The sequence below is a fragment of the Pseudoalteromonas sp. CNAT2-18.1 genome (assembly GCF_022347865.1).
Taxonomy (GTDB): domain Bacteria; phylum Pseudomonadota; class Gammaproteobacteria; order Enterobacterales; family Alteromonadaceae; genus Pseudoalteromonas; species Pseudoalteromonas ruthenica.
The window spans coordinates 142,737-156,107 of sequence record NZ_JAKRFR010000003.1 but is presented as its reverse complement, the minus strand read 5'-3'; the positions used below and the strand labels follow the sequence as shown (position 1 = coordinate 156,107).

At 48.9% G+C, this 13,371-nt stretch carries 11 protein-coding genes; 10 read left to right on the top strand and 1 reads right to left on the bottom strand.

Annotated elements, in window-relative coordinates; genetic code table 11:
* Positions 1-106: 106 nt before the first annotated feature.
* The 8 genes from MHM94_RS07530 to parC all read left to right on the top strand — a co-directional run bounded on the left by MHM94_RS07530 (position 107) and on the right by parC (position 9,804).
* On the top strand, positions 107-733 hold the full coding sequence (locus MHM94_RS07530) for an NUDIX domain-containing protein (protein ID WP_151173140.1): 627 nt from the start codon (positions 107-109) through the stop codon (positions 731-733).
* Between the two features lie 77 nt (positions 734-810).
* Entirely contained in the window at positions 811-1,185 is a 375-nt protein-coding gene (locus MHM94_RS07525) for a DUF1249 domain-containing protein (protein ID WP_081604455.1), read from the top strand.
* Positions 1,172-1,951 (top strand): metallophosphoesterase, encoded by a 780-nt coding sequence (locus MHM94_RS07520; RefSeq protein WP_235419354.1) that lies wholly within the window; start codon positions 1,172-1,174, stop codon positions 1,949-1,951. Before MHM94_RS07525 ends, MHM94_RS07520 begins: the two co-directional genes overlap by 14 nt.
* Positions 1,936-2,520 carry a YqiA/YcfP family alpha/beta fold hydrolase gene (locus tag MHM94_RS07515; RefSeq protein ID WP_151173138.1) on the top strand — a complete coding sequence of 195 codons (585 nt, stop codon included), beginning with the start codon at positions 1,936-1,938 and terminating at the stop codon, positions 2,518-2,520. The genes MHM94_RS07520 and MHM94_RS07515 overlap by 16 nt, the downstream gene beginning before the upstream one ends.
* A gap of 4 nt (positions 2,521-2,524) precedes the next feature.
* Complete coding sequence (gene parE, locus MHM94_RS07510; RefSeq protein WP_053910599.1) at positions 2,525-4,420, top strand: DNA topoisomerase IV subunit B; 1,896 nt, start codon at positions 2,525-2,527, stop codon at positions 4,418-4,420.
* A 108-nt stretch (positions 4,421-4,528) separates the two neighbouring features.
* Positions 4,529-6,400, top strand: coding sequence for a GGDEF domain-containing protein (locus tag MHM94_RS07505; RefSeq protein WP_235419355.1), 1,872 nt, complete (start codon positions 4,529-4,531; stop codon positions 6,398-6,400).
* Positions 6,393-7,487: a PQQ-dependent sugar dehydrogenase gene (locus MHM94_RS07500; protein ID WP_235419356.1), complete on the top strand. Its 1,095-nt coding sequence runs from the start codon at positions 6,393-6,395 to the stop codon at positions 7,485-7,487. Before MHM94_RS07505 ends, MHM94_RS07500 begins: the two co-directional genes overlap by 8 nt.
* A 16-nt stretch (positions 7,488-7,503) precedes the next feature.
* A complete protein-coding gene (parC, locus tag MHM94_RS07495; RefSeq protein ID WP_235419357.1) occupies positions 7,504-9,804 on the top strand; it encodes a DNA topoisomerase IV subunit A in 2,301 nt (766 codons plus the stop codon).
* A 45-nt stretch (positions 9,805-9,849) separates the two neighbouring features.
* Here parC and katG read toward each other — a convergent pair whose 3' ends face one another.
* Complete coding sequence (gene katG, locus MHM94_RS07490; protein WP_235419358.1) at positions 9,850-12,012, bottom strand: catalase/peroxidase HPI; 2,163 nt, start codon at positions 12,010-12,012, stop codon at positions 9,850-9,852.
* 260 nt (positions 12,013-12,272) lie between these two features.
* On the opposite strand from katG, the gene MHM94_RS07485 reads away from it, so the two are divergent.
* Both MHM94_RS07485 and rraB read left to right on the top strand, forming a co-directional pair.
* Positions 12,273-12,977 carry a 1-acylglycerol-3-phosphate O-acyltransferase gene (locus MHM94_RS07485; protein WP_026111301.1) on the top strand — a complete coding sequence of 235 codons (705 nt, stop codon included), beginning with the start codon at positions 12,273-12,275 and terminating at the stop codon, positions 12,975-12,977.
* Positions 12,977-13,312 (top strand): ribonuclease E inhibitor RraB, encoded by a 336-nt coding sequence (rraB, locus tag MHM94_RS07480; protein WP_022946294.1) that lies wholly within the window; start codon positions 12,977-12,979, stop codon positions 13,310-13,312. The genes MHM94_RS07485 and rraB overlap by 1 nt, the downstream gene beginning before the upstream one ends.
* Positions 13,313-13,371: the final 59 nt, after the last annotated feature.

Genomic DNA, 13,371 nt, shown 5'->3' with positions numbered 1-13,371 from the left:
ACGTAAATTGACTGCGCTTAAGTGTAACAGAATATAATTTTCGCGGAAGGGTAAACGCGACCGTTGACTTATAAACTTTTTGGCCAAGTGGGGTGGCGAGTATAAAATGAATAAAATCAATCAGTTCGATAAAGGCGACGTGACCATAGAGAGCACCGAAGAAGTGTTTAAAGGTTTTTTCAAAATCGATAAGTACCGTTTCAAACACGCATTATTTGCCGGTGGCACCAGTGCAATCATTGAGCGTGAAATATTTGAACGCGGTCATGCTGTGGCCGTGTTGCCTTATGATCCAGCAACGCGCTCGGTGTTACTCGTCGAGCAAATTCGCATAGGCGCCTTGGCAACCAAAGACAACCCCTGGCTATTAGAATGTATTGCTGGCATGGCTGATGGCAGTGAAGATTACCCGGCGGTAGTGCGTAAAGAAGCGCAAGAAGAAGCGGGTTTGGAATTGCAGCAATTGGACTTCATGCTGTCATACCTTTCGAGCCCCGGCGGGACAACAGAGCGGTTGTATTTGTATTTAGCGCAAACTGATTTATCAGGAATCGGTGGCACGGTGCACGGACTGGATGATGAAGGTGAAGATATTAAAGTACATGTGATGGCTGTTGATGAGGCAATGGCGCGCCTAAACAACGGGGAAATTGATAACGCCGCAACAGTGATTAGTCTACAATGGTTAGCACTCAATGAGCAGCGAATTCAACAGCAATGGGGCGGTGAGTGACAGTACAAAGAAAAGCAGGGTACATTCAATCCCTGCCTAAATACCTCACTTTGTGTGAGCGCAACTATGCCAACGTGATGCGCATTTTGCCAAGCGCTGGCACAACGGGCGCATCGCAGCTACTCACTATCGCCAACGAGCAATATGAGGTTGTGATTGAGCAGGCTGCCAAATACACCACTGATATTTGTATTACTCAAGTGCAAGGAGCGGTGGAGGGCCTATTCACACCGCCAATGAATGTTCGCATTTATCACGATGCCAAGGTCGCAGAGGTAGTGCATCCAAACTACCATACGCGAATTAAGCCATCTTATGGTTACCCGAACCCGAAAATGCATCATAAAGACGAAAAATACCAAGTTAATGCGTTTTTGCATGACTGGTTGAGTTTTTGTATGTCACATGGCGAAGCGGTTTTAGATTGGGATTGTAACAGTGGCTTGGTTTGAATCCCCTTATTTTTGCCCTGCCAGTACTGAGCTAAACTTCGCGCACTTTACCGATGCGCATTTATTTGCGCAGCCGCAAGAGCAGTACTTTGGTGTGCGTACAGCGCAGCATTTACAACAAACGCTGGCGGCCATGGCCGCTGAGGCATTTGATTTTGTGGTTTTCGGTGGCGATCTTACCCAAGACCATAGCCCTGAATCTTATCAACTATTTGCTGAGCTGGTGGCCAACAGTGCGCTACAGTGCCCGGTATTTTGGGTACCGGGGAATCATGATGAGCTTAGCCAGCTCAGTGCCATAACTGGAGGGCAAATTCGTCCTGAAAAACGCATTGAGCATGCTTGTGGCCAAGTTTTACTGATTAATAGCAAAGGCGATACACCGGCAGGGTGGGTGGCAGAGAATCATTTGGCTGAGCTTGGTGATGCCATTGATACAGCCGCTTCTCAGCAGGTGTTTATTACCCATCACCACCCATTGCCTATTCACGGTTATTTAGATAAGCATATTCTTGAAAATGGTGATGCGTTATTGCAATGCATCGAGACGCGTAGTCGCAGCGCAACCGTGCTACATGGCCATACACATCATGATTACCACCATGATTACCAAGGTGTTGAGGTGTTCGGCACCCCTGCCACCTCGGTACAATTTGTAAAAAATGCAGCGAGTTGGCAGCAAGAAAATCTCGGCCCAGGGTATCGTCGCGTGCGTCTTGTGGCCAATAAAGCCCCCATCACAGAGGTCGAATGGCTCGCAAATTAATTTATATTCATGGCTTCAATAGTTCTGAGCGCTCCCACAAAGCAGTGCAGCTTGGTGAGCACTTACGTACTTGGCAGGGGCAATATATTGTGCCACGTCTCAGCCATGACCCAGAGCAGGCGATCGCCCACTTGAGCGCGTTGGTGGATGAAGACACCGCCTTAATCGGCAGTTCGCTTGGTGGCTTTTATGCTACGTATTTATCGCAGCGTTATCATTTACCGAGCGTGGTGATAAACCCTGCCGTACGCCCTTTTGAGCTGCTCGATGAGTATCGCGGGGTGCAGTACAACCCCTATCAAAATTATAGCTATGAGCTGAATCACACTCACATGCAGGCCTTGCAGGGGCTTTATTTACAGCAATTAACTTCCCCCGAGCTGCTGTTTTTGTTACAACAAGAAGGTGACGAAGTGCTACCCTATGAGCAGGCTGTCGCTTACTATCAAGGTTGTAAACAACGAGTAGAAGCGGGTGGCAACCACAGTTTTATTGGGTTTGAGCGCTACTTTACCCATATAATGCAATTTCTGAATATCTCTCTAACCACTAAGGCCGTTAACGAATAAAAATATGAGCCAGCAGAATTACAACGCCGAAGCAATTGAAGTATTAAATGGTCTCGAGCCGGTGCAACGCCGCCCGGGGATGTACACCGACACCACGCGCCCTAACCACCTCAGTCAAGAAGTGATCGATAACAGTGTTGATGAGGCGCTGGCCGGACATGCCAGTAAGGTAGATGTCATTTTACATGAGGATAACTCGTTAGAGGTCATTGATGATGGTCGTGGTATGCCGGTGGATATTCACCCTGAAGAGGGGATCCCAGGGGTTGAACTGATTTTAACTAAGCTTCACGCCGGTGGTAAGTTCTCTAACAAAAGCTACCAGTTCTCTGGTGGTTTGCACGGCGTGGGTATTTCAGTGGTCAATGCGCTGTCAACACGTGTTGAAGTGACTGTGCGTCGCGACGGGCAAGTGTATGAGATTGCCTTCGCCGATGGCGATAAGGTGAAAGACTTAGAAGTCACCGGGACTGTGGGTAAGCGTAATACCGGTACGTCCGTTCGCTTTTGGCCCGACCCAAAGTATTTCGATTCTGCGAATTTTTCGCTTTCTAAACTCAATCATATTCTCAAAGCCAAGGCGGTACTGTGTCCTGGCTTGCGTATACGCTTTATCAACAAGCAAAACAAAGAAACCCAGGAGTGGTACTACGAGGCGGGCCTACAAGATTACATTAAAGACGCAACCAAAGACTTTGAAGCACTGCCTAAACAGCCATTTACCGGTGAGTTTAGTGGTGCCACGGAAGGAGTGGATTGGGCCTTGTTGTGGCTGCCAGAGGGCGGTGAATCGATCACCGAAAGCTACGTTAACCTCATTCCTACCGCACAAGGCGGCACCCATGTTAATGGCTTGCGTCAAGGCTTGCTCGAGGCAATGCGAGAGTTCTGCGAATTCCGCAACTTGTTGCCCCGTGGTGTACGTCTGACGCCAGAAGATATCTGGGAAAAGTGCTCCTATGTATTATCGGTAAAAATGCAAGACCCACAATTCGCCGGACAAACTAAAGAAAAGCTGTCGTCACGTTCGTGCTCAGCGTTTGTTTCTGGGGTGGTTAAAGACTCCTTTAGCCTGTGGCTAAATGAGCACACCGATATTGCCGAGCTCCTTGCTGAGTTATGTATTAGTAACGCTCAAAAACGTATGCGCGCCGCCAAAAAAGTGGTGCGTAAAAAGGTTACGCAAGGCCCCGCTTTGCCCGGTAAGTTGACCGATTGCAGCAGTAACGAAAGTGAGCGCACTGAATTATTTTTAGTGGAAGGGGACTCAGCAGGCGGCTCAGCCAAACAAGCCCGGGATAGAGACTTCCAGGCGATTATGCCGCTACGAGGGAAAATTCTGAATACCTGGGAAGTGGAATCCGGACAAATTTTAGCATCGCAAGAAGTGCATGATATCTCCGTTGCATTAGGCATAGACCCCGACAGCGACGATTTAAGTGGCTTGCGTTACGGCAAAATTTGTATTCTCGCCGATGCTGACTCCGATGGACTGCATATTGCCACCTTGTTATGTGCTTTGTTTGTTAAACACTTCCCCACCTTGGTGCGCCAGGGTCATGTTTATGTTGCCATGCCGCCTCTGTATCGCATTGATGTGGGTAAAGAGGTTTTCTATGCCCTAGATGAGGGCGAAAAAACCGGTATTTTGGATCGCATCGAAGCAGAAAAGAAACGCGGCAAGGTCAATGTGCAACGATTCAAGGGTCTGGGGGAAATGAACCCGTTGCAACTGCGTGAAACAACCATGGATCCGAATACTCGCCGTTTGGTGCAGCTTACCCTTGAAGAGATGGAGCACACCGTTGAGGTGATGGATATGCTGCTGGCGAAAAAACGCTCTGGCGATCGCCGCCAATGGCTTGAGAATCACGGCGATAAAGCGCAAGTTGAGGTGTAACTAGAATCAATATCACGGCTAACATTACACTCGAGTGTTAGCCGTTCACCTTCCCTTTACTTGCGGTGTGGTCTATTTAAACGAGACCATATTAAATTAAGGATAGCTATGAAACGCGTATTACTGCTTTGCCAGCATATACTATTGCTTGTGTTTGTCGGCTCGGCGCTGGCAAGCGAGCCAGAGCAGTATTCCGACGCGTGGCTGAATCAGCAGCTCAAGGAATTGGATGAATACAGCGTTCAAGACCCTGTAGAAGCTGTTAACTTTACCGAACAATTACTAGATAACCACAGCGGGCTCAGTGCATTGCAACGCGCAGCGTTTGAACTTGAGCTGGTCAGCAACTACTTACTTGTAGGGCGCGATAGTGACGCACAGCGTTTAACCGATAAGCTCATCGCCACAGCAGATGAACTTAGGCCGTCACAACAAGTACTCCTGTTGCTTGCCCGTGCGCAACTATTTGACCGCCAAGGCAAGCTAGACGCTGCTACCGAACTCTACAGCCAAGCCGAGCAGCAAGTCCAAGACCTAGCCCCTCTTCTACAAGCTGAAGTGTACAGCGCCATCGGCACTTTTTACGTTTACAACGACCAAGAAATCAAAGCATTAGGCTATTTCTCTCGGGCTTATCGGTTGTTACTCGAGCACGGCTCAGAGTTACAAATCGCGTATCTTGAATCAAGTATGGCGAAAACCCATGAGTACTTGTTCGATTACGACCAAGCATTGGCTATGCAAACTAAAGCGCTTAATTATTTTAGCGAGCACGGTTTGTACTTCGATCAAATGGTGTCGCTGTTTAATATTGGTTCTATTTACATCGAACTCAATGACCCCCAAACAGCATTGGAATACTTTCAAGCAATGTTGCCACTTGGGGCTAAGCGCGACGACCCACAAGGTAAATACTTTACCTACTTTGGGTTGGCGCTTGCTTATGCGCAGATGGGGAAAACCGAACAAGCAGACCAAGCATTAGATAAAAGTGAGCACTGGGTTTGGGTGGTTGAAGATGCAGCTAATGAGCGTGCCCATCAATTTTTGCAAGCGCGTATTCGCTTGCAACAAAACCGCCTTGAAGAGGCTCAGCATATATTGCGCAATATCGAACAACAGCGGCAATCACAAGCAGAGCAAGGCAGTATCCATCGCAATTTGGAGTTGCTGGAATTAAAAGCGCAGTTGGCTAAGCGCCAGCAAGATTACCCAAGAGCGGTGGATTTGTTAGAGCAGTATATACAGGCCAGTGAACAACATTACGACAGTGTTGGAGCCGTGGCCAAAGCGCGCCATAAAGTGCAGTTTGATACCGAGCAAATAGAACTTAATAACCGTATTTTGGCGCAGCAGCAGTCGCTGCAAGAGCTTGAACTCGAGGCCTCCGAGCGACAACACCGACTACAGCAAGGAATCATTTTTCTCGGAAGTTTAGTGCTTATCACCGTGCTTGCTTTTTCTTGGCGACAATATCGTTTGCGACAGCGCTTTCGCGCGCTTGCAGTTACCGATAGTCTTACGGCGGTGGCAAATCGTCGCCATATCATGGATAAAGTCGATAGCTTGTGGCAAGACAATCAGCCTTTTTCTGTGATCGCCTGCGATATTGATCATTTTAAACGTATTAACGATGAGTTTGGGCATAGCGTTGGCGACGATGTATTAATCTGTGTGACCAAACGTTTTAGCTACATGGTACGCCAGAGCGATATGCTCGGGCGCACAGGGGGGGAAGAGTTTTTGGTGGTGTTGCCAGACACCGACCTTGAGCAAGCTGTTGAGATCGCAGAGCGTTTGCGCAATAGTTTGTGCTCGGATACAGTAAAAAGCAATAATCATGAGTTACGAGTAACGGCGAGTTTTGGGGTACTGCAGCGCAGTAATGATTATGACTCTGCCAAAGCGCTGCTCAGCGCCGTGGACAAACTACTCTATCAAGCAAAGAACAGCGGTCGAAATAAGGTGATTTATGAATAACAAACTTGTTAGTGCATTACTTGGGTTAACTTTCGCCAGCAGTGCGATGGCAACAGATATCACCGACAGGCTGTCGGTTCCCGCAGGCTTCACCATCGAGCCGTACGCGCTAAATGTTGATAACGCGCGGCAACTAGCCATTTCCGAAAATGGTGTGGTCTATGCCGGTTCGCGTAAAGCGGGTAATGTTTACGCCTTAATTGATAAAGACCAAGACGGCCGCGCCGATAAACAGGTGCTGATTGCTGAAGGTCTTAACATGCCTTCGGGCATAGCCTATAAAGACGGAGCACTGTACGTTGCTGAAGTTGAGCGCATTATTCGCTTTGATGATATCGACAACAAGCTTGATAAAGCCAAACTAGAAGTGGTGTATGACAAGTTTCCCGATAAGCGCCACCACGGTTGGAAGTTTATTCGCTTCGCTCCCAGCGGTGAGCTTATTGTGCCTGTCGGTGTGCCTTGTAACGTCTGCGCAGAAGACCCTGAATTTGGCCGTATTTTCTCCCTGAATTTAGAGAGCAAAGAGCTTACCACCCTCGCAGAGGGGGTGCGTAATTCAGTTGGTTTCGATTTCCATCCAGACAGTGGCAAACTGTGGTTCAGCGATAACGGCCGTGACATGATGGGTGATGATATTCCGCCGTGTGAAATTAACCGTATCGATGAAGTAGGGCAACATTTTGGCTTTCCATACTTCCACGGTGGTACAATCCCGGATCCGGAGTTCGGCAAAGGCAAAAACGCTGCCGATTACACTCAGCCAGCGCTAAATTTAGGTGCTCACGTGGCGCCACTAGGTATTCATTTTTACACTGGTGAGCAATTTCCAAGTGACTATGACAAACAGCTTTTTGTGGCTGAGCATGGTTCGTGGAACCGCAGTAAAAAAGCGGGCTACCGGGTTATGATGGCTAAGATAGAAGATGGCCAAGTGACTGGCTACGAGCCATTTATAAGCGGTTTTATGGAAAACGAAGAAACCTTTGGCCGACCTGTTGCCATGGTGCAAATGGCCGATGGCAGCTTGCTGGTCTCCGATGATTACGCTAACGCGATTTACCGCGTGCACTATAACAAGAAGTAAGTTTGGGTAAGTATCAATGACACAAACAACGACCTTGTCACAACAAGGCATAGAGCAACTTACCATGGGGCGCTTCACCGAAGACGCCTACCTCAATTATTCCATGTATGTGATCATGGACCGGGCCTTACCTCATATTGGTGATGGTCTGAAGCCCGTGCAACGGCGCATTGTCTACGCAATGAGTGAGTTGGGGCTCTCTGCAGCGGCGAAATATAAAAAGTCCGCTCGTACTGTGGGTGATGTGCTCGGTAAGTACCACCCCCATGGTGATAGTGCTTGCTATGAAGCTATGGTACTGATGGCACAGCCTTTTTCATATCGTTACCCGTTAGTTGATGGTCAAGGTAACTGGGGGGCCGCAGACGATCCTAAGTCTTTTGCTGCGATGCGTTATACCGAAGCGCGGTTGTCAAAATTCTCTGAGGTACTACTAAAAGAGTTAGGCCAGGGCACCGCTGATTGGATCCCCAACTTCGATGGCACCATGAAGGAGCCTGAGGTACTGCCTGCGCGCTTACCGCACATTTTACTCAATGGGGTAACGGGTATTGCTGTGGGCATGGCAACCGATATTCCACCGCACAATGTGCGCGAATTGGCTAATGCCTGTTGTCTGTTATTGGATAAACCCAAGACCGAACTGGCGGAGTTACTGGAGCTGGTTAAGGCACCCGATTACCCCACCGAAGCGGAAATTATTACTCCTAAGGCGGACATTGAAAAGCTCTACACCAGTGGCCGTGGCTCACTGAAAATGCGGGCTAAATACCATATTGAGCAGGGTGAAGTAGTGATCACTGCATTGCCACATCAGTGTTCAGGCGCCAAGGTGTTAGAGCAAATCGCCAACCAAATGACGGCAAAGAAACTGCCGATGGTGGCCGATTTACGCGACGAGTCGGATCATGAAAACCCGACCCGCATCGTTGTGGTGCCACGCTCTAACCGGGTAAAAGTCGAGCCGCTGATGGCGCATTTATTTGCCACCACGGATTTGGAAAAGAACTACCGCGTTAACCTCAATATGATCGGTCTTGATGGTCGACCGCAAGTGAAAGACTTACGCAGTATTCTTAGCGAATGGCTGACTTTCCGCCGTGATACGGTGCGTCGACGGTTGCAGTACCGCCTAGATAAAGTGCTCGCGCGACTGCATATTCTCGAAGGCTTGATGATTGCCTACCTCAATATTGATGAAGTCATTGCTATTATTCGCAGCGAGGACGAGCCGAAGCCGGTATTGATGGAGCGCTATGGCCTCAGTGAAAAACAAGCCGAAGCAATTCTCGATTTGAAACTTCGCCACCTTGCTAAGCTTGAAGAAATGAAAATTCGCGGCGAGCAAGACGAGTTGGAACAAGAGCGTGACAAACTGCAGCTGATCTTAGGTTCAGAGCGCCGTATGTCGACGCTAATGAAAAAAGAAATTCAAGAAGCGGCTGAGTTATACGGTGATGACCGCCGCTCGCCTGTAGTTGAACGTGAAGAAGCCAAAGCTCTGAGCGAAAAAGACCTGATCCCTTCAGAGTCGGTCACTGTGGTGCTTTCCGAAAAAGGCTGGGCGCGGGTGGCCAAAGGCCATGAAGTGGATGCTGAGGGCTTAAACTATCGCGCAGGCGATAAGTTTAAAGCCAGCGCCAAAGGCAAGAGCAATCAGCCGGCGGTATTCCTCGACTCCAGTGGCCGCGCCTTTGCCACCGACGCACACAGTCTGCCCTCAGCGCGCAGCCAGGGTGAACCGATGTCGGGGCGCTTTAATATCGCTGCGGGTGCCACACTTGAACACGCGGTGATGGCAGAGAATGAGCAACTGTTACTGATGGCCAGTGATGCCGGTTACGGCTTCGTTGCTGAATTTGCCGATTTGGTCAGTAAGAACAAAAATGGTAAGGCACTGGTAAGCTTGCCTAAAGGCGGGTTATTGCTCCAGCCCATTGCTGTGAACGATGTTAGTAAAGACTACTGCATGGCTATTTCCAGTGAAGGTCGCATGTTACTGTTCCCATTACGAGACTTGCCTAAGCTCGCCAAAGGGAAAGGGAATAAAATTATCTCTATACCCAGTGCCAAGGTACAGGCGCGCGAAGAGTATGTGAAGTTGCTCACCGTAGTTCCCGAGGGTGCGAGCGTGACCTTGCATGCAGGCAAGCGCAAACTAACGCTTAAGCCCGCAGACCTTGAACACTATTATGGAGAGCGCGGACGCCGAGGCAATAAGCTTCCGCGTGGTCTACAGCGTGTGGATGGCTGTGATATAGAGCTGAGCACCAAAGCCAGTGAAGCGCCCGATGAGGAAACGCTTAGCGAAGATTAAAAAAGAGGGCCTTGGCCCTCTTTTTACTTTAACGGCTTTTGTCACTTACAAGTCGAAGCGATCGGCGTCCATTACTTTAACCCAGGCTTTGATAAAGTCGTGGACAAAGCGTTCTTTGTTATCGTCTTGAGCGTAAAACTCAGCATAACTGCGCAGGATAGAGTTTGAGCCAAACACCAGATCAACGCGGGTGGCGGTCCACTTCACTTTGCCTGTGCTGCGCTCAACAATGTCATAAAGACCATTCTCTTTAGGCTGCCACTGGTATGCCATGTCGGTGAGGTTGACGAAGAAGTCATTGCTCAGCACCCCTTCACGGTCGGTAAACACACCGTGCTTGGAGCCACCATGATTAGTGCCTAACATACGCATTCCGCCTAATAACACGGTCATCTCCGGTGCCGTTAAGCCCATCAACTGCGTGCGTTCAAGTAACAACTCTTCCGCTGGAACGGCGTAGTCTTGTTTTAACCAATTGCGATAGCCATCATGAATAGGTTCCAGTGGCTCGAATGACTCACCATCGGTCATCTCATCGGTCGCATCGCCGCGCCCTGCGCTAAAGGGCACATTGATATCTACGCCCCCGGCTTTTGCCGCTTGCTCAATGGCTGCAGTGCCACCGAGAACAATGAGGTCGGCCATGCTAATGGGTTTGTCTAAGGTGCTTTGCAATTGCGCCAAGGCATCAAGTACTCGATTTAAGCGTTCAGGTTCGTTGCCAAGCCAATCCTTTTGTGGTGCCAGACGGATGCGCGCGCCATTGGCGCCGCCACGATAGTCTGAGCTACGAAAGGTGCGAGCACTATCCCATGCGGTGCAGATAAGGTCGGCGGCACTCACTGGGCATGCCAGTATTTGCTGTTTAAGTTCAGCCTGCTCGGAACTACTAAGTACGTAATCGACACTAGGAATAGGGTCTTGCCAAATTAAATCTTCATTTGGCACATCGGCGCCGAGGTAACGAGATTTAGGGCCTAAATCACGATGGGTTAGTTTAAACCAAGCGCGGGCGAAGACATCGCTAAAGTAATCAAAGTCGTTGTGAAAGCGCTCGATGATTTTGCGATAGCTGGGGTCAAGCTTCATCGCCATATCGGCGTCGGTCATGATCGGATTGCAGCGAATGGATGGGTCTTCAACATCAACGGGCTTATCTTCCTCTTTCATATCAATAGGCTCCCACTGCCAAGCGCCCGCAGGGCTTTTCTTGAGCTGCCATTCGTAGTTAAGCAGTAGGTGGCAATACCCGTTATCCCATTTTGTTGGGTAGGTGGTCCATGCTCCTTCTAATCCTGAAGTGACCGTATCGCGACCGATCCCGCGCTGGTGGTGGTTATTCCAACCCAGCCCTTGTTCGAAAACATCGGCGGCTTCGGGCTCGGGGCCAAGTATTTCGGCATCGCCATTACCGTGGGTTTTGCCTACAGTATGACCACCGACGGTCAAGGCTGCAGTTTCTTCGTCATCCATGGCCATGCGGGCAAATGTCTCTCTGACTTGCGCAGCGGTCTTGAGCGGGTCTGGTTCGCCATTAACCCCCTCAGGGTTGACGTAGATAAGCCCCATTTGCACGGCGGCGAGAGGGTTTTCCATACTTTGCGGCTTCTCAACATTGTCGTAGCGCTCATCGCTCGGTGCTAGCCACTCTTTTTCCGCACCCCAATACACATCTTTTTCTGGGTGCCAAATATCTTCGCGGCCACCGGCGAAACCAAAGGTTTTCAATCCCATAGACTCATAGGCCATGTTGCCGGCAAGGATCATTAAATCGGCCCACGAGAGTTTGTTACCGTACTTTTTCTTGATAGGCCACAGTAATCGCCGTGCTTTATCCAAATTGGCATTATCAGGCCATGAATTAAGCGGAGCAAAGCGTTGGTTACCAGTACCACCCCCACCGCGACCATCAGCAAGGCGATATGAACCTGCGGAGTGCCAAGCCATACGAATCATCAACCCACCATAATGGCCCCAGTCGGCAGGCCACCATGCCTGGCTGTCAGTCATCAGTGTTTTAAGATCGTTTTTCACCGCCTCTAGGTCGAGCTTTTTGAACTCCTCAGCGTAATTAAAATGCTCGCCGTAGGGGCTTGTTTTGCTATCGTGCTGATGCAAAATATCGAGGTTGAGTGCGTTGGGCCACCAATCAGTATTAGGTTTTGCTTGCGTGGTTTGGCTGCCGTGCATCACTGGACACTTACCCATATCGTCCTCCTTAAGGAATCTAACGGTAATAAATTCATTCACTTACTATAGAGCTGTGGAGATGAACTAAGATTAAACAAGTGTAGTCTATAAGGCCTTAATGACAGCGAAATTGGAAACGATAAAAACCGATGCGTGGCATCGCTTTTTTCCAACACGTATAGCGCACTTAGTGAGAAAGCAATAACAGCGTACAAGTGTTCGCTTAAAATTATTCGCCTATGTATAATGCCGACAATTCAGGTTATGTGGAGTTTATCGTGCTGGCTTTATTGCGTTTGTTAGCCATGGCTGTGTTTGTCCCCTTAAGCTTTATCGCGGGGTTTATCTTGTGCTTGGTACGCCCGTTTCACGGTGACAACGTGCGGGTGATTGGTAGCTGGTATGCAAAGATGCCTAAGTTGCTGGGGGTGAATGTTGTTATTGAGAAAGACCCAGCCATTGTGACTGGTTCGCCTGCGGTCTATGTTGCTAACCATCAGAATAACTATGATTTATTTTTACTCCCCGGTGCTCTGCAGCGTAATACCGTAAGTTTGGGTAAAAAAAGCTTAAAATGGATCCCATTTTTTGGCCAAATTTATTGGTTGTCGGGCAATATTCTTATCGATCGTGCAAATCGTTCGCGGGCGATGGCCACCATTGCTAAAACCACCGAAAAGCTCAAAAAAGGCGGGTTATCACTGTGGATGTTTCCAGAGGGTACCCGTAGTTATGGTCGTGGCTTGTTGCCATTTAAAACCGGCGCGTTTCACACCGCACTCAATGCCAAGGTCCCTGTGGTGCCGGTAGTAATGAGCGATACCCACAAAACCATCAAGCTAAATCGCTGGGATAATGGTACTATTTACATCAAAATGCTGGCGCCACAATTATTGGATGCCTCGATGAGCCCGCGCGAATATGCGGATCATTTCCATGCCTTGATGGCTCAGACACTGGCGCAATTGAATGAGAGAACATAATGGAAAACTGGCGCGAAATTAGCGAAGAAATTGTCGAATCCCTACTTGAAGATGGCTCTAATCCGGAAATTTTATATGAGGTAGAACATCACTTTGTGTGTGAAGATTTCAATGCCCTAGAAAACGCCGCGTTAGCTGCTTTTAAGGCGGGCTTTGATGTGGAAGAACCGGCTGAGTTGGAACTCGAAGAAGGGGGAACTATCTGGGGCTTTGATGTGGTGGTTGAGTCTGAGCTCGATGCCGACGTTATTATGGAAGATGTTGATAAGCTGGTAGCCATTGCCGCTGATAACGGCGTGGAATACGATGGCTGGGGCACTTACTTCCAAGACTAAAGGGTGGTTTTAACCACCTTTTATGGACTTTATTTACCATTTAGTGGTAATTTTATCTG